The sequence below is a fragment of the Pseudomonas fluorescens genome (assembly GCF_001307155.1).
GTDB classification, from domain to species: Bacteria; Pseudomonadota; Gammaproteobacteria; order Pseudomonadales; family Pseudomonadaceae; genus Aquipseudomonas; species Aquipseudomonas helvetica.
The window spans coordinates 1,533,641-1,550,298 of sequence record NZ_CP012830.1 but is presented as its reverse complement, the minus strand read 5'-3'; the positions used below and the strand labels follow the sequence as shown (position 1 = coordinate 1,550,298).

22 protein-coding genes are annotated in these 16,658 nt (G+C 54.7%); all 22 read left to right on the top strand.

The window, feature by feature from the left end:
- Positions 1-19: 19 nt before the first annotated feature.
- The gene (gene rpoC / locus AO353_RS07030; RefSeq protein ID WP_054594278.1) at positions 20-4,219 is read left to right on the top strand and encodes a DNA-directed RNA polymerase subunit beta'; all 4,200 of its coding nucleotides are present in this window, start codon (positions 20-22) and stop codon (positions 4,217-4,219) included.
- A gap of 216 nt (positions 4,220-4,435) precedes the next feature.
- Positions 4,436-4,807, top strand: coding sequence for a 30S ribosomal protein S12 (gene rpsL / locus AO353_RS07025; protein WP_002555494.1), 372 nt, complete (start codon positions 4,436-4,438; stop codon positions 4,805-4,807).
- Positions 4,808-4,925: 118 nt separating this feature from the next.
- Positions 4,926-5,396, top strand: coding sequence for a 30S ribosomal protein S7 (gene rpsG, locus AO353_RS07020; protein WP_002555493.1), 471 nt, complete (start codon positions 4,926-4,928; stop codon positions 5,394-5,396).
- Positions 5,397-5,426: 30 nt separating this feature from the next.
- Positions 5,427-7,532 (top strand): elongation factor G, encoded by a 2,106-nt coding sequence (fusA, locus tag AO353_RS07015; protein ID WP_019693879.1) that lies wholly within the window; start codon positions 5,427-5,429, stop codon positions 7,530-7,532.
- Positions 7,533-7,563: 31 nt separating this feature from the next.
- On the top strand, positions 7,564-8,757 hold the full coding sequence (gene tuf, locus AO353_RS07010) for an elongation factor Tu (RefSeq protein WP_054594277.1): 1,194 nt from the start codon (positions 7,564-7,566) through the stop codon (positions 8,755-8,757).
- Positions 8,758-8,914: 157 nt separating this feature from the next.
- Positions 8,915-9,226 (top strand): 30S ribosomal protein S10, encoded by a 312-nt coding sequence (rpsJ, locus tag AO353_RS07005; protein ID WP_003186070.1) that lies wholly within the window; start codon positions 8,915-8,917, stop codon positions 9,224-9,226.
- Between the two features lie 80 nt (positions 9,227-9,306).
- Entirely contained in the window at positions 9,307-9,942 is a 636-nt protein-coding gene (gene rplC, locus AO353_RS07000; protein WP_003186059.1) for a 50S ribosomal protein L3, read from the top strand.
- 12 nt (positions 9,943-9,954) lie between these two features.
- On the top strand, positions 9,955-10,557 hold the full coding sequence (gene rplD / locus AO353_RS06995; protein WP_003186057.1) for a 50S ribosomal protein L4: 603 nt from the start codon (positions 9,955-9,957) through the stop codon (positions 10,555-10,557).
- Positions 10,554-10,853 carry a 50S ribosomal protein L23 gene (rplW, locus tag AO353_RS06990; protein ID WP_002555488.1) on the top strand — a complete coding sequence of 100 codons (300 nt, stop codon included), beginning with the start codon at positions 10,554-10,556 and terminating at the stop codon, positions 10,851-10,853. The genes rplD and rplW overlap by 4 nt, the downstream gene beginning before the upstream one ends.
- 14 nt (positions 10,854-10,867) lie before the next feature.
- Positions 10,868-11,692, top strand: coding sequence for a 50S ribosomal protein L2 (rplB, locus tag AO353_RS06985; RefSeq protein WP_003186055.1), 825 nt, complete (start codon positions 10,868-10,870; stop codon positions 11,690-11,692).
- Between the two features lie 16 nt (positions 11,693-11,708).
- The gene (gene rpsS, locus AO353_RS06980) at positions 11,709-11,984 is read left to right on the top strand and encodes a 30S ribosomal protein S19 (RefSeq protein ID WP_002555486.1); all 276 of its coding nucleotides are present in this window, start codon (positions 11,709-11,711) and stop codon (positions 11,982-11,984) included.
- A gap of 11 nt (positions 11,985-11,995) precedes the next feature.
- Complete coding sequence (gene rplV, locus AO353_RS06975) at positions 11,996-12,328, top strand: 50S ribosomal protein L22 (RefSeq protein ID WP_003103908.1); 333 nt, start codon at positions 11,996-11,998, stop codon at positions 12,326-12,328.
- Between the two features lie 13 nt (positions 12,329-12,341).
- Positions 12,342-13,028 (top strand): 30S ribosomal protein S3, encoded by a 687-nt coding sequence (rpsC, locus tag AO353_RS06970; protein ID WP_003176422.1) that lies wholly within the window; start codon positions 12,342-12,344, stop codon positions 13,026-13,028.
- Between the two features lie 12 nt (positions 13,029-13,040).
- A complete protein-coding gene (gene rplP, locus AO353_RS06965; protein WP_003186052.1) occupies positions 13,041-13,454 on the top strand; it encodes a 50S ribosomal protein L16 in 414 nt (137 codons plus the stop codon).
- Complete coding sequence (gene rpmC / locus AO353_RS06960; protein WP_008030901.1) at positions 13,454-13,645, top strand: 50S ribosomal protein L29; 192 nt, start codon at positions 13,454-13,456, stop codon at positions 13,643-13,645. The genes rplP and rpmC overlap by 1 nt, the downstream gene beginning before the upstream one ends.
- Positions 13,646-13,647: 2 nt before the next feature.
- Complete coding sequence (gene rpsQ, locus AO353_RS06955; RefSeq protein WP_003176419.1) at positions 13,648-13,914, top strand: 30S ribosomal protein S17; 267 nt, start codon at positions 13,648-13,650, stop codon at positions 13,912-13,914.
- A 23-nt stretch (positions 13,915-13,937) separates the two neighbouring features.
- Positions 13,938-14,306 carry a 50S ribosomal protein L14 gene (gene rplN, locus AO353_RS06950; protein ID WP_002555479.1) on the top strand — a complete coding sequence of 123 codons (369 nt, stop codon included), beginning with the start codon at positions 13,938-13,940 and terminating at the stop codon, positions 14,304-14,306.
- Positions 14,307-14,317: 11 nt separating this feature from the next.
- Entirely contained in the window at positions 14,318-14,632 is a 315-nt protein-coding gene (rplX, locus tag AO353_RS06945) for a 50S ribosomal protein L24 (protein WP_007896770.1), read from the top strand.
- Positions 14,633-14,652: 20 nt separating this feature from the next.
- The gene (rplE, locus tag AO353_RS06940; protein ID WP_003210069.1) at positions 14,653-15,192 is read left to right on the top strand and encodes a 50S ribosomal protein L5; all 540 of its coding nucleotides are present in this window, start codon (positions 14,653-14,655) and stop codon (positions 15,190-15,192) included.
- Between the two features lie 13 nt (positions 15,193-15,205).
- Positions 15,206-15,511: a 30S ribosomal protein S14 gene (rpsN, locus tag AO353_RS06935; protein ID WP_003176414.1), complete on the top strand. Its 306-nt coding sequence runs from the start codon at positions 15,206-15,208 to the stop codon at positions 15,509-15,511.
- A 208-nt stretch (positions 15,512-15,719) separates the two neighbouring features.
- Complete coding sequence (gene rpsH, locus AO353_RS06930; protein WP_003186040.1) at positions 15,720-16,112, top strand: 30S ribosomal protein S8; 393 nt, start codon at positions 15,720-15,722, stop codon at positions 16,110-16,112.
- Positions 16,113-16,124: 12 nt separating this feature from the next.
- Entirely contained in the window at positions 16,125-16,658 is a 534-nt protein-coding gene (rplF, locus tag AO353_RS06925) for a 50S ribosomal protein L6 (protein ID WP_007896774.1), read from the top strand.

Below are 16,658 nucleotides of genomic sequence, written 5' to 3'. Positions count from 1 at the left end.
TCCGCCAGGAGGAAAGGCCTTGAAAGACCTACTGAATTTGCTGAAAAACCAGGGTCAAGTCGAAGAGTTCGACGCCATCCGTATCGGATTGGCATCGCCTGAGATGATCCGTTCGTGGTCGTTCGGTGAAGTTAAAAAGCCGGAAACCATCAACTACCGTACGTTCAAACCTGAGCGTGACGGCCTGTTCTGCGCCAAGATCTTTGGCCCGGTAAAGGATTACGAGTGCCTGTGCGGTAAGTACAAGCGCTTGAAGCACCGTGGTGTGATCTGCGAGAAGTGCGGTGTTGAAGTCGCGCTGGCAAAAGTTCGTCGTGAGCGCATGGCGCACATCGAACTGGCCTCGCCAGTTGCTCACATCTGGTTCCTGAAATCGCTGCCGTCGCGTATCGGCTTGCTGATGGACATGACCCTGCGTGATATCGAACGCGTTCTCTACTTCGAGAGCTATGTCGTTATCGATCCAGGCATGACCACCCTTGAAAAAGGTCAGCTGCTCAACGACGAGCAGTACTTCGAAGCGCTGGAAGAGTTCGGCGACGATTTCGATGCCCGCATGGGTGCCGAAGCTGTCCGTGAACTGCTGCACGCTATCGATCTGGAGCACGAGATTGGCCGTCTGCGTGAAGAAATTCCGCAAACCAACTCCGAAACCAAAATCAAGAAGCTGTCCAAGCGTCTGAAGTTGATGGAAGCCTTCCAGGGTTCCGGCAACTTGCCAGAGTGGATGGTGCTGACCGTTCTGCCGGTTCTGCCGCCAGATCTGCGTCCACTGGTCCCGTTGGATGGCGGTCGTTTCGCGACTTCCGACCTCAACGACCTGTATCGTCGAGTGATCAACCGTAACAACCGCTTGAAGCGCCTGCTTGATCTGTCCGCTCCGGACATCATCGTGCGCAACGAAAAGCGTATGTTGCAGGAAGCTGTCGACGCCTTGCTCGATAACGGTCGTCGTGGCCGCGCTATCACCGGTTCCAACAAGCGTCCTCTGAAATCCCTGGCTGACATGATCAAGGGTAAACAAGGTCGTTTCCGTCAGAACTTGCTCGGTAAGCGTGTTGACTACTCCGGTCGTTCGGTAATTACCGTAGGTCCGACCCTGCGTCTGCATCAGTGCGGTCTGCCGAAGAAAATGGCTCTCGAGCTGTTCAAGCCGTTCATTTTCGGCAAGCTGGAAATGCGTGGTCTCGCTACCACCATCAAAGCTGCCAAGAAGATGGTTGAGCGCGAGCTGCCGGAAGTTTGGGACGTTCTCGCTGAAGTTATCCGCGAACACCCAGTGCTTCTCAACCGTGCACCGACCCTTCACCGTCTGGGTATCCAGGCATTTGAACCGGTTCTGATCGAAGGTAAGGCTATCCAGCTGCACCCGCTGGTCTGCGCCGCGTACAACGCCGACTTCGACGGCGACCAAATGGCCGTGCACGTACCGCTGACGCTGGAAGCCCAGTTGGAAGCGCGCGCGTTGATGATGTCGACCAACAACATTCTGTCGCCAGCCAACGGTGAGCCAATCATCGTTCCGTCGCAGGACGTTGTATTGGGTCTGTACTACATGACTCGTGAAGCGATCAACGCCAAAGGCGAAGGTCGTGTATTCGCGGATCTGCAAGAAGTTGACCGTGTGTTCCGTGCCGGCGAAGCCGCACTGCACGCCAAGGTTAAAGTGCGGATCAACGAAACCGTCAACGACCGTGACGGCGGCAGCGTGACCAACACCCGTATCGTCGACACCACTGTCGGCCGTGCGCTGTTGTTCCAGGTTGTGCCAAAAGGTCTGTCGTACGACGTCGTCAACCTGCCGATGAAGAAAAAGGCGATCTCCAAGCTGATCAACCAGTGCTACCGCGTGGTTGGTTTGAAAGAGACCGTGATCTTCGCTGACCAGTTGATGTACACCGGTTTTGCCTATTCGACCATTTCCGGCGTTTCCATCGGTGTTAACGACTTCGTTATCCCGGATGAAAAAGCCCGCATCATCGGTGCAGCCACCGACGAAGTGAAAGAGATCGAAAGTCAGTACGCCTCCGGCCTGGTAACCCAGGGCGAGAAGTACAACAAAGTGATCGACCTTTGGTCCAAGGCGAACGACGAAGTTTCCAAGGCGATGATGGCCAACCTCTCGAAAGAGAAAGTCATCGACCGTCATGGCGTCGAAGTCGAGCAAGAGTCCTTCAACTCGATGTACATGATGGCCGACTCGGGTGCACGGGGTTCTGCTGCGCAGATCCGTCAGCTCGCCGGTATGCGTGGCCTGATGGCCAAGCCGGACGGTTCCATCATCGAAACGCCGATTACTGCGAACTTCCGTGAAGGTTTGAGCGTACTTCAGTACTTCATCTCCACTCACGGTGCTCGTAAAGGTCTGGCGGATACCGCGTTGAAAACTGCGAACTCCGGTTACCTGACTCGTCGTCTGGTAGACGTGGCTCAGGATCTGGTTGTAACCGAGATCGATTGCGGCACCGAACACGGTCTGCTGATGACTCCGCACATTGAAGGCGGTGACGTTGTAGAGCCGTTGGGTGAGCGCGTATTGGGTCGTGTTATCGCCCGTGACGTATTCAAGCCAGGTACCGAGGAAATCATCGTTCCTGCCGGCACTCTGGTAGACGAGAAGTGGGTTGAATTCATCGAGCTGAACAGCATCGACGAAGTGATCGTGCGTTCGCCGATCAGCTGCGAAACCCGTTATGGCATTTGCGCCAAGTGCTACGGCCGTGATCTGGCTCGTGGTCACCAAGTGAACATCGGTGAGGCTGTCGGCGTAATCGCTGCCCAGTCGATCGGTGAGCCGGGTACCCAGCTGACAATGCGTACGTTCCACATCGGTGGTGCGGCAAGCCGGACCTCTGCAGCCGATAGCGTTCAGGTGAAGAATGGCGGTACCGTCCGTCTGCACAACCTGAAACACGTTGAGCGAGTGGATGGTTGCCTGGTTGCTGTGTCCCGTTCCGGTGAGCTGGCAATCGCTGATGACTACGGTCGTGAGCGCGAGCGTTACAAGCTGCCGTACGGTGCTGTGATCTCGGTTAAAGAAGGTGACAAGGTCGACGCTGGCGCAATCGTGGCCAAGTGGGATCCGCACACTCACCCAATCGTTACCGAAATGAAAGGTACCGTGACCTACGTGGGCATGGAAGAAGGCATCACGATCAAGCGTCAGACTGACGAATTGACCGGTATGACCAACATTGAGGTACTCGATGCCAAAGACCGTCCAGCTGCCGGCAAAGATATCCGTCCTGCTGTGAAGATGGTTGATGACAACGGCAAGGATCTGTTGCTGCCGGGTACTGACGTAATCGCTCAGTACTTCCTGCCTGCCAACGCCCTGGTCGGTGTGGCGGACGGTGCGAAAATCGCGATCGGTGATGTTATCGCTCGTATTCCGCAAGAGACTTCGAAGACCCGTGACATCACCGGTGGTCTGCCGCGTGTTGCCGACTTGTTCGAAGCCCGTCGTCCGAAAGAAGCCTCGATTCTGGCTGAAGTCAGCGGCACCATCGCGTTCGGTAAAGAGACCAAGGGCAAGCGCCGTCTGGTCATTACCCCGAACGACGGTAGCGATCCGTATGAAGAGTTGATTCCGAAGTGGCGTCACCTGAACGTCTTCGAAGGCGAACAGGTAAACCGCGGCGAAGTTATCTCCGACGGCCCGAGCGATCCACACGACATCCTGCGTTTGCTGGGTGTGAGCGCGCTGGCCAAGTACATTGTTAACGAGATCCAGGACGTTTACCGTCTGCAAGGCGTGAAGATCAACGATAAGCACATCGAGACCATCCTGCGTCAGATGCTGCGTAAAGTTGAAATCGCTGAATCTGGCGATTCCACTTTCATCAAGGGCGACCAGATGGAATTGACTCACGTACTGGTAGAGAACGAGCGTTTGGCTGCAGACGACAAATTCGTCTCCAAGTTCACTCGCGTTCTGCTGGGTATCACCAAGGCGTCGTTGTCCACCGAATCGTTCATCTCGGCGGCCTCTTTCCAAGAGACCACTCGTGTACTGACCGAAGCGGCGGTAACCGGCAAGCGCGATTACCTGCGCGGCCTGAAAGAAAACGTGGTCGTGGGTCGTTTGATCCCGGCAGGTACCGGTCTGGCTTATCACAGCGAGCGCAAACGCCGCCGTGATGCTGACAAACCGTTGCGCGTAAGCGCCAGTGAAGTGGAAGCTGCACTGACCGAAGCGCTGAACTCGAGCGGTAACTGAGTTCTGCGATAAATAAGAGTGGGGCCCTGGCGCCCCCGTTCATCGAATCGAGACAATTTGTCGAGGTTGGATGAGCGGGGAGGTCGGGGCCTTGCCTTGACTGGGGACAAGATCCTCTTTAGACTCTTGTACCCCTAAATTTGGCGGGAATTCGTTCCTGCCATTTTGCTTTTCTTGCAAGACAATAGCGTCGCAAGACAACAGTGGAGCTAGTAGATGGCAACTATCAACCAGCTGGTACGTCAGCCGCGTAAGCGTATCGTCGAGAAATCCGACGTGCCTGCGCTGCAGAACTGCCCGCAACGTCGTGGCGTATGCACCCGTGTGTATACCACCACGCCGAAAAAACCTAACTCGGCACTGCGTAAAGTATGCCGTGTGCGTCTGACCAACGGTTTCGAGGTTTCCTCGTACATCGGCGGTGAAGGCCACAACCTGCAAGAGCACAGCGTGGTACTGATCCGCGGCGGTCGTGTAAAAGACTTGCCAGGTGTTCGTTACCACACCGTACGCGGTTCTTTGGATACTTCCGGCGTTAAAGGTCGTAACCAGGGTCGTTCGAAGTACGGTACCAAGAAGCCTAAGTAGTAGCGGCTTTTTGTAAACACTGAATTATCTATTTTCTGAGTCGATAAGAGTAAGGTCGGAGGCGTCCCGAAAGGGCACCGATTCCGAGCGAACCTGAAGACCGTTTGAGGGCTTATCCATGCCAAGAAGACGCGTAGCAGCCAAGCGCGAAGTGCTTGACGATCCAAAATACGGAAGCCAAATCCTGGCCAAGTTCATGAACCACGTGATGGAAAGCGGTAAGAAAGCCGTTGCCGAGCGTATCGTTTATGGCGCGCTGGAAAAGGTTAAAGAACGCAAGAACAGCGATCCCCTGGAAATCTTCGAGAAAGCTCTCGACGCCATCGCTCCGCTGGTCGAAGTGAAGTCGCGCCGTGTAGGCGGTGCTACTTACCAGGTTCCGGTCGAAGTTCGTCCGTCCCGTCGTAACGCTCTGGCAATGCGCTGGTTGGTAGACTTCGCCCGTAAGCGTGGCGAGAAGTCTATGGCTCTGCGTTTGGCTGGCGAACTGTTGGACGCTGCTGAAGGTAAAGGTGCTGCTGTTAAGAAGCGTGAAGACGTGCACCGTATGGCTGAAGCTAACAAAGCTTTCTCGCACTACCGCTTCTAATTTTAGCTTCACTAATTTTGCGAGGGCTTTATGGCTCGTACTACTCCGATTAGCCGCTACCGTAACATCGGTATCGTTGCTCACGTGGATGCTGGTAAAACCACTACCACTGAGCGCGTCCTTTTTTACACCGGCAAAAGTCACAAGATGGGCGAGGTGCATGACGGCGCCGCGACCACGGACTGGATGGTGCAGGAGCAGGAGCGTGGTATTACCATTACTTCTGCTGCTATCACCGCCTTCTGGCAGGGTTCTGCGAAGCAGCACAAGGACCAATACCGTTTCAACGTCATTGACACCCCGGGCCACGTAGACTTCACCATTGAAGTTGAGCGTTCCCTGCGTGTACTCGACGGCGCGGTCGTTGTGTTCTGTGGTACTTCGGGTGTTGAGCCTCAGTCCGAAACCGTATGGCGTCAAGCCAACAAGTACGGTGTTCCACGTATTGTTTACGTGAACAAGATGGACCGTGCTGGTGCGAACTTCCTGCGCGTGATCGCTCAGATCAAACAGCGTCTGGGTCACACTCCAGTGCCAATCCAGTTGGCTATCGGTTCCGAAGACAACTTCCAGGGTCAGATCGATCTGATGACCATGGAAGCGGTTTACTGGAATGATGCTGACAAGGGCATGACGCCTCGTCGCGAAGCTATCCCTGCTGAACTGCAGGAGCTGGCTGAAGAGTGGCGTAGCAATATGGTTGAAGCTGCGGCTGAAGCCAGCGAAGAACTGATGAACAAGTACCTCGAAGGGGAAGAGCTCTCCATTGAGGAAATCAAGGCCGCTCTGCGTCAGCGTACTATCGCTGGTGAGATCGTTCTGGCTGTTTGTGGTTCTTCCTTCAAGAACAAGGGTGTTCCCCTGGTTCTCGACGCCGTTATCGACTACCTGCCTGCTCCTACCGATATTCCTGCCATCAAGGGTACTGACCCGGATGACGAGGAAAAGCAGATGGAGCGTCATGCGAGCGACGACGAGCCGTTCTCGGCTCTGGCGTTCAAGATCGCTACCGACCCATTCGTGGGTACCTTGACCTTCGTCCGTGTTTACTCGGGCGTGTTGGCTTCCGGCGACGGCGTGATCAACTCGGTTAAAGGCAAGAAAGAGCGCGTGGGTCGTATGGTGCAAATGCACGCAAACGCCCGTGAAGAAATCAAGGAAGTACGCGCTGGCGACATCGCGGCCTTGATCGGCATGAAGGACGTCACCACTGGTGAAACCTTGTGCAACGCTGACAAGCCAATCATCCTGGTTCGCATGGACTTCCCGGAGCCGGTTATTTCGGTTGCCGTTGAGCCTAAGACCAAGGATGACCAGGAAAAAATGGGTATCGCTCTGGGCAAACTGGCTCAGGAAGACCCGTCTTTCCGCGTTAAAACCGATGAAGAGACTGGTCAAACGATCATCTCCGGCATGGGCGAGCTGCACCTGGACATCCTGGTTGACCGGATGCGCCGTGAGTTCAACGTCGAAGCCAACATTGGTAAGCCTCAGGTTTCCTATCGTGAGCGCATCACGAAGAGCTGCGAAATCGAAGGCAAGTTCGTTCGTCAGTCCGGCGGTCGTGGCCAGTTCGGTCATTGCTGGATCCGTTTTGCTCCTGCTGACGAAGGTCAGGAAGGTCTGCAATTCCTGAACGAAGTAGTGGGTGGTGTGGTTCCTAAGGAATACATCCCGGCTATCCAGAAGGGCATCGAAGAGCAGATGAAGAACGGCGTTGTTGCCGGCTATCCGCTGATCGGCCTGAAGGCTACCGTGTTTGATGGTTCCTACCACGACGTCGACTCCAACGAGATGGCGTTCAAGGTGGCTGCTTCCATGGCGACCAAGCAACTGGCCCAGAAGGGCGGTGGTGAATTGCTTGAGCCGATCATGGCGGTAGAGGTTGTTACGCCTGAAGACTATATGGGTGACGTGATGGGCGACCTTAACCGTCGTCGCGGCATGATCTTGGGTATGGAAGACACGGTCTCCGGCAAAGTAATTCGTGCTGAAGTTCCGTTGGGTGAGATGTTCGGTTATGCGACCGACGTCCGTTCCATGTCTCAGGGTCGCGCAAGCTACTCTATGGAATTCAAAAAATACAATACAGCTCCGTCGCATATCGTCGAAACTGTAACCAAAAAACAAGGCTGATTCAGCCCCTTTAGGCTAGGAGTTAATTGTCGTGGCTAAAGAAAAATTTGATCGTTCCCTACCGCACGTCAACGTTGGCACCATCGGTCACGTTGACCACGGTAAAACCACTCTGACTGCTGCTCTGACTCGCGTCTGCTCCGAAGTTTTCGGTTCGGCTCGTGTTGACTTCGACAAGATCGACAGCGCACCAGAAGAGAAAGCTCGCGGTATCACCATCAACACCGCACACGTTGAGTACAACTCGAAGATCCGTCACTACGCTCACGTTGACTGCCCAGGTCACGCTGACTACGTGAAGAACATGATCACCGGTGCTGCTCAAATGGACGGCGCTATCCTGGTTTGCTCGGCCGCTGATGGTCCGATGCCACAAACCCGTGAGCACATCCTGCTGTCCCGTCAGGTAGGCGTTCCGTACATCGTGGTTTTCCTGAACAAGGCTGACCTGGTAGACGACGCTGAGCTGCTGGAACTGGTTGAGATGGAAGTGCGCGATCTGCTGAGCACTTACGACTTCCCGGGTGACGACACTCCAATCATCATCGGCTCTGCCCGTATGGCGCTGGAAGGTCTGGACGATAACGAGATGGGCACCACTGCCGTCAAGAAGCTGGTTGAGACTCTGGACAGCTACATCCCAGAGCCTGAGCGTGCTATCGACAAGCCGTTCCTGATGCCAATCGAAGACGTATTCTCGATCTCGGGTCGCGGTACTGTTGTGACTGGTCGTATCGAGCGCGGTATCGTTCGCGTTCAGGATCCACTGGAAATCGTTGGTCTGCGTGACACTACCGTCACCACCTGCACCGGTGTTGAAATGTTCCGCAAGCTGCTCGACGAAGGTCGTGCTGGCGAGAACTGCGGCGTGCTGCTGCGTGGCACCAAGCGTGACGACGTTGAGCGTGGCCAGGTTCTGGTTAAGCCAGGTTCGGTTAAGCCGCACACCAAGTTCACTGCAGAAGTTTATGTTCTGAGCAAGGAAGAAGGCGGTCGTCACACTCCGTTCTTCAAAGGCTACCGTCCACAGTTCTACTTCCGTACTACTGACGTGACTGGTAACTGCGAGCTGCCAGAAGGCGTTGAAATGGTAATGCCAGGTGACAACATTCAGATGACTGTTACCCTGATCAAAACCATCGCAATGGAAGATGGTCTGCGTTTCGCTATCCGTGAAGGCGGTCGTACCGTCGGCGCTGGCGTCGTAGCCAAAATCATCGAGTAAGCTCTTCGTTGAGTTAGCTTCGATGCTTTGAAGAAGCCCCCGCTCAGCGGGGGCTTTTTTATTGGGTTGACACCTATCTGGGGCGTCTATAGAATTGCGCCTCCTTTTAACGGGCGTATTGCGCCCGCTGGGAATAGCAGCCGGAGTCTGAAATCCAATGCAAAATCAGCAAATCCGTATCAGGTTGAAGGCTTTTGACCATCGCCTGATCGACCAATCCACCCAGGAAATCGTGGAAACCGCGAAACGTACTGGTGCTCAAGTGCGTGGTCCAATTCCACTGCCTACCCGTAAAGAGCGGTTCACCGTTCTGGTTTCCCCGCACGTCAACAAAGACGCGCGTGACCAGTACGAGATCCGTACTCATAAGCGCGTTCTGGACATCGTCCAGCCAACGGATAAAACCGTTGATGCACTTATGAAGCTTGATCTTGCGGCCGGTGTGGAAGTGCAGATCAGCCTCGGCTAAGACTCGGTCTTAGTCGTGTAACGCTCTGAAATGGGCGGCCATAGCGGGTGAAAGCCCCGTACACTCATGAGGTTTACAACATGACTATTGGTGTAGTCGGTCGTAAATGCGGTATGACCCGTATTTTCACCGAAGAAGGTGTCTCCATTCCGGTCACGGTCATTGAGATCGAGCCGAATCGCGTCACCCAGTTCAAAACTGAAGAGACCGATGGCTATCGTGCAGTGCAAGTCACTGTCGGCGAGCGTCGTGCTTCGCGTGTAACAGCTGCTCAGGCTGGCCACTTCGCTAAAGCGAACGTTGCCGCTGGTCGTACCGTAATGGAATTCCGCCTTGAAGAAGGCGAATACCAGGCCGGCGATCTGATCAACGCTGAAATCTTCGCCGCTGGTCAACTGGTTGATGTAACCGGTCAGTCCAAGGGTAAAGGCTTCCAGGGTACGATCAAGCGTTGGAATTTCCGCGGGCAAGATAACACCCACGGTAACTCCGTATCCCACCGCGTCCCAGGCTCTATCGGCCAGTGCCAGACTCCTGGTCGTGTATTCAAGGGCAAAAAAATGTCCGGTCATATGGGCGCTGAGCGCGTGACCGTGCAGTCCCTGGAAGTAGTGCGCGTGGACGCTGAACGCAATCTGTTGTTGGTCAAGGGCGCTGTTCCTGGCGCTACTGGCGGCAACCTGGTTGTACGTCCAGCAGCCAAGGCTCGCGGTTAAGGGGAAGCTGACATGCAATTAAATGTAAATGACGCTCAAGCGATCGAAGTTTCCGAACTGACATTTGGCGGCGAGTTCAACGAGACGCTGGTTCACCAAGCAGTCGTGGCCTACATGGCTGGCGGCCGTCAAGGTAGCAAGCAGCAAAAGACCCGTTCCGACGTTTCTGGTGGCGGTAAGCGCCCATGGCGTCAGAAAGGTACTGGCCGTGCTCGTGCTGGTACTATCCGTAGCCCAATCTGGCGCGGCGGCGGTACCACTTTCGCAGCTCGTCCACAGGATCACTCCCAAAAGCTGAACAAGAAGATGTATCGCGCAGCAATGCGTTCCATCCTTGCTGAGCTGGTGCGTACTGATCGTCTGGTCGTGGTTCAGGACTTCGCTGTTGAGGCACCGAAAACCAAAGATCTGCTGAACAAGCTGAATGGCATGGGTCTGACTGATGTCCTGATCGTGTCCGATGCTGTTGATCAGAACCTGTACCTGGCTGCTCGTAACCTGCCACACGTTGATGTACGTGACGTGCAAGGTTCCGATCCAGTTAGTCTGATCGCATACGACAAGGTGTTGATCACCGTGTCGGCCGTGAAGAAATTCGAGGAGCTGCTGGGATGAACCAGGAACGCGTATTTAAAGTTCTGCTTGGCCCGCACGTTTCCGAGAAGGCTACGGTTCTGGCAGACAAGAAAGGCCAGTTCGTTTTCAAGGTTGCTACTGACGCAACCAAGCTGGAAATCAAGAAGGCCGTCGAAAGCCTGTTCAGCGTGAAAGTAGAGCGTGTTACTACCCTGAATGTTCTGGGTAAGAGCAAGCGCACTGCTCGCGGTCTGGGCAAGCGTAATGACTGGAAGAAGGCAGTTATCTCCCTTCAGCCAGGCCAAGATCTCGATTTCAGCAGCAGTGCTGAGTAAGGAAGGGGTGCATCATGGCAATCGTTAAATGCAAACCGACTTCCCCTGGCCGCCGTTTTGTGGTCAAGGTGGTCAACCAGGAGCTGCATAAAGGCGCTCCTCACGCACCGCTGCTCGAGAAAAAATCGAAGTCTGGTGGTCGTAACAACAATGGCCGTATTACCACTCGTCACATCGGTGGTGGTCATAAGCAGCATTATCGTCTGGTCGACTTCCGTCGTAACGACAAAGATGGCATCGCTGCCACTGTCGAGCGTATCGAATACGATCCAAACCGTACTGCTCACATTGCTCTGCTGCTGTACGCAGATGGCGAGCGTCGCTACATCATCGCCCCTAAAGGCGTGAGCGCTGGCGACCAGCTGATCGCAGGTGCTCTGGCACCGATCAAGCCGGGCAACGCTCTGCAACTGCGTAACATTCCAGTTGGTAGCACCGTACACGGCATCGAATTGAAGCCAGGTAAAGGCGCGCAAATCGCTCGTTCCGCTGGTGCTTCGGCTCAGCTGATCGCTCGTGAAGGTGTCTACGTGACCCTGCGTCTGCGTTCTGGTGAGATGCGTAAAGTGCTGGCTGAATGCCGTGCGACCCTGGGCGAAGTCTCGAACTCCGAGCACAGCCTGCGTTCGCTGGGTAAAGCTGGTGCCAAACGCTGGCGTGGCGTTCGCCCAACCGTTCGTGGTGTTGCCATGAACCCGGTTGACCACCCACATGGTGGTGGTGAAGGTCGTACCTCTGGTGGTCGTCATCCGGTATCGCCATGGGGCTTCCCGACTAAGGGCGCGAAGACTCGTGGTAATAAGCGTACCGACAAAATGATCGTCCGTCGTCGCAAGTAAATAGAGGGATACGACAGTGCCACGTTCTCTGAAAAAAGGTCCTTTTATCGATCTTCACCTACTGAAGAAGATCGAAGTGGCGGCGGAAAAGAACGATCGCAAACCAGTTAAGACCTGGTCGCGCCGTTCCATGATCCTGCCACAAATGGTCGGTCTGACCATCGCAGTACACAACGGTCGTCAACACGTCCCAGTTCTCGTTAACGAAGACATGGTCGGCCACAAACTGGGCGAGTTCGCCGGTACCCGCACATATCGTGGGCACGTGGCTGACAAGAAAGCCAAGCGTTAAGGGGTTAGGAAATGGAAGTAGCCGCTAAGTTGTCGGGCGCTCGAATCTCCGCCCAGAAAGCCCGCTTGGTCGCCGACCAGATCCGCGGGAAGAAGGTGGGCGAAGCGCTCAACCTGTTGGCTTTCAGCAGTAAGAAAGCCGCCGAGATCATGAAGAAAGTGCTGGAGTCGGCCGTAGCCAACGCCGAGCATAACGAAGGCGCAGACGTTGATGACCTTAAAGTCAGCACCGTTTTCGTCAACGAAGGGCGTTCGCTGAAGCGCATCATGCCGCGTGCCAAAGGCCGTGCTGATCGCATCGTCAAGCGGTCTTGCCATATCACTGTCAAGGTTGCTGACAAGTAACGGAGTCGAAGAGATGGGTCAGAAAGTACATCCCATTGGCATTCGCCTGGGAATCGTCAAGGAGCACACCTCCGTCTGGTACGCAGACGGTCGGACTTATGCGGACTATTTGTTCGCTGATCTGAAGGTGCGTGAGTATCTCCAAGACAAACTAAAAAGCGCGTCCGTAAGCCGTATCGATATCCATCGTCCGGCCCAAACTGCACGTATCACCATCCACACCGCTCGTCCAGGTATCGTTATCGGGAAGAAAGGTGAAGATGTTGAGAAACTGCGTCAGGACCTGACCAAGCAAATGGGTGTGCCTGTGCACATCAATATCGAAGAGATCCGCAAGCCGGAACTCGACGGTATGCTGGTTGCGCAGAGCGTAGCTCAGCAGCTGGAGCGTCGCGTAATGTTCCGTCGCGCTATGAAGCGCGCTGTTCAGAACGCCATGCGCATTGGTGCCAAAGGCATCAAAATCCAAGTGAGCGGTCGTCTCGGCGGTGCTGAAATCGCACGTACTGAATGGTATCGCGAAGGTCGTGTGCCACTGCACACCCTGCGTGCCGACATCGACTATGCCAACTACGAAGCTCACACCACCTACGGTGTGATCGGTGTAAAGGTTTGGATCTTCAAAGGCGAAGTAATTGGTGGTCGCCAAGAAGAGCTGAAACCACAAGCACCAGCGCCTCGTAAAAAAGCTGCTAAGTAAGGGGTACGCCAAATGTTGCAACCAAAGCGTACGAAGTTCCGCAAGCAGATGACTGGCCACAACCGTGGTCTGGCATTGCGCGGTAGCAAAGTCAGCTTCGGCGAGTTCGCGCTGAAGTCTGTTGCTCGTGGTCGTCTCACCGCTCGTCAGATCGAGTCAGCGCGTCGTGCTCTGACCCGTCACGTAAAACGTGGCGGCAAGATCTGGATCCGTGTATTCCCGGACAAGCCTGTCACCAAGAAGCCACTCGAAGTTCGGATGGGTAAAGGTAAGGGTAACGTGGAGTACTGGGTTGCCCAGATTCAGCCAGGCAAAGTCCTGTATGAAATCGAGGGCGTTTCTGAAGAGCTGGCGCGTGAGGCTTTCGCCCTGGCTGCTGCAAAGCTGCCGCTCGCCACCTCCTTTGTTAAACGGACGGTGATGTGATGAAAGCGAATGAACTTCGTGAAAAAGACGCGCCACAGCTAAACGAGCAACTGCTCGGCCTGTTGCGCGACCAGTTCAATCTGCGTATGCAGAAAGCAACTGGCCAGTTGGGGCAGTCTCACCTGCTCCGGCAAGTTAAGCGTGACATCGCTCGCGTGAAGACTGTGCTCAAACAGCAGGCAGGTAAGTAATCATGGCTGAAGCCGAAAAAACCGTCCGTACGCTGACTGGCCGTGTTGTCAGCGACAAAATGGACAAGACCATCACCGTTCTGATCGAGCGTCGCGTAAAGCACCCGATCTACGGTAAATACGTTAAGCGTTCGACTAAGCTGCACGCGCACGACGAAACCAATCAGTGCCACATCGGCGACAAAGTCACTATTCGTGAAACTCGTCCTTTGGCCAAGACCAAGTCTTGGGCGCTGGTTGATGTTCTCGAACGCGCTGTGGAAGTCTAAGGACTAGGGGTCGGAGAAATTATATGATTCAGACTCAATCCATGCTCGATGTGGCCGATAACAGCGGCGCTCGCCGTGTTATGTGCATCAAGGTGCTGGGTGGCTCCCATCGTCGTTACGCTGGTATCGGTGACATCATCAAAGTTACCGTCAAGGAAGCAATTCCTCGCGGTAAAGTGAAAAAAGGCCAAGTGATGACTGCTGTTGTAGTCCGCACTCGTCACGGCGTACGTCGTGCTGATGGCTCCATTATCCGCTTTGATGGCAACGCTGCTGTTCTTCTGAACAACAAGCAAGAGCCGATCGGCACCCGTATCTTTGGGCCAGTGACCCGTGAACTTCGTACTGAGAAGTTCATGAAGATCGTCTCGCTCGCCCCAGAAGTGCTGTAAGGAGATCCGACATGCAAAAGATTCGTCGTGACGACGAGATCATCGTGATCGCCGGCAAAGACAAAGGTAAGCGCGGTAAGGTGCTTAAGGTTCTCGCTGACGACCGTCTGGTCGTTGGTGGTCTGAACCTGGTTAAGCGTCATACCAAGCCTAACCCGATGTCGGGCGTACAAGGCGGTATCGTCGAAAAAGAAGCGCCACTGCACGCTTCCAACGTCGCCATTTTCAACGGCGAAACCAACAAGGCTGACCGCGTTGGTTTCAAAGTAGAAGACGGCAAGAAAATTCGTGTCTTCAAGTCGACCCAAAAAGCGGTTGATGCTTGAACACTGCTAGGTAGAAGACCATGGCACGACTAAAAGAGATTTACCGGAAGGAAATCGCACCGAAACTTAAGGAAGAACTTAAGCTTTCGAACGTGATGGAAGTTCCGCGCGTTACCAAAATCACCCTGAACATGGGTCTGGGCGAAGCGATCGGCGACAAAAAAGTCATCGAGCACGCTGTTGCTGACCTGGAAAAGATCACCGGCCAGAAAGTCGTTGTGACCTACGCTCGGAAATCCATCGCTGGCTTTAAAGTCCGTGAAGGTTGGCCGATCGGCGTCAAAGTGACCCTGCGCCGTGAGCGTATGTACGAGTTCCTGGATCGTCTGCTGTCGATCTCCCTGCCTCGGGTTCGCGACTTCCGCGGCCTGAATGCCAAGTCCTTCGATGGTCGTGGTAACTACAGCATGGGCGTAAAAGAGCAGATCATTTTCCCGGAAATCGATTACGACAAGATCGATGCTCTCCGCGGTCTGGACATTACCCTGACCACCACTGCCAAGAACGATGATGAAGGTCGCGCACTGCTGCGTGCTTTCAAATTCCCGTTCCGCAACTGATTGGAGTAGGAAAATGGCCAAGATGAGCATGAAAAACCGCGAGCTGAAGCGTCAGCTCACGGTTGCCAAGTACGCCAAGAAGCGTGCAGCACTGAAAGCTATCATCGTTGATCTGAACGCAAGTCCAGAAGCGCGTTGGGAAGCTACAGTAGCTCTGCAGAAGCAGCCACGTGATGCAAGCGCTTCGCGCATGCGTAACCGCTGCCGCCTGACCGGTCGTCCACACGGCGTTTACCGCAAGTTCGGCCTTGGCCGTAACAAACTGCGTGAAGCGGCAATGCGTGGTGACGTACCTGGTCTGGTTAAAGCCAGCTGGTAAGCACTATCAAAGTCTCGGCGCTCGGGATCGCAAGATCCTGACCGCCGGCGACCTTGAACTTGAATCAAGCCCCTATTGGGGCTTGATTCATTTGTGGGGTGTGTCTAGAATACCCGGCTCGCCTGAGCCCGTGCTTTTTTCGTGCGGAGTTTCTCGGCGAAGGTAGTAGCCGCAAGGCTTATTTTTTTGTATTAGGAGCGTCTAGCCCATGAGTATGCAGGACCCGTTAGCGGACATGCTAACTCGAATCCGTAATGCCCAGATGGCTGAAAAGTCCGTCGTAAGCATGCCGTCTTCCACGTTGAAGGTGGCTGTAGCTAAAGTCCTGAAGGACGAAGGTTACATCGCGGGTTATCAGATCAGCAGCGAAATCAAGCCACTGCTGTCCATCGAGCTGAAGTACTTCGAAGGCCGTCCGGTCATCGAGGAAGTGAAGCGCGTTAGCCGTCCAGGCCTGCGTCAGTACAAGTCCGTCGATGATCTGCCAAAAGTTCGTGGCGGTCTCGGTGTGTCTATCGTCTCCACCAACAAAGGTGTGATGACGGATCGTGCTGCGCGCGCTGCCGGTGTCGGCGGCGAAGTTCTTTGCACTGTGTTCTAAGGGGGGATAAGCATGTCTCGCGTCGCTAAGAACCCCGTTAAGCTGCCAGCCGGTGTCGAAGTAAAATTCGCAGGCCAACAGCTTTCGGTGAAGGGTGCCAAGGGTACTCTTGAACTGAACATCCATTCGTCCGTTGAGATCGTTGAAGAAGCTGGTGAGCTGCGTTTCGCTGCTCGCAATGGCGATCAACAAACTCGCGCAATGGCCGGTACCACTCGTGCGTTGGTAAACAACATGGTCCAAGGCGTAAGCCAAGGCTTCGAGCGCAAGCTCCAGCTGGTCGGTGTTGGTTACAAAGCGCAAGCAAAAGGCACAGTGCTGAACCTGGCTCTTGGCTTCTCGCACCCAGTGGATTACGAACTGCCGGAAGGCATCACCGCTGAGACTCCTAGCCAAACCGACATCCTGATCCGGGGTATCGATAAGCAGCTGGTAGGTCAAGTGGCCGCCGAGATCCGCGACTTCCGTCCACCAGAGCCGTACAAAGGCAAAGGTGTGCGCTACGCGGACGAAGTCGTCCGTCGTAAAGAAGCCAAGAAGAAGTAG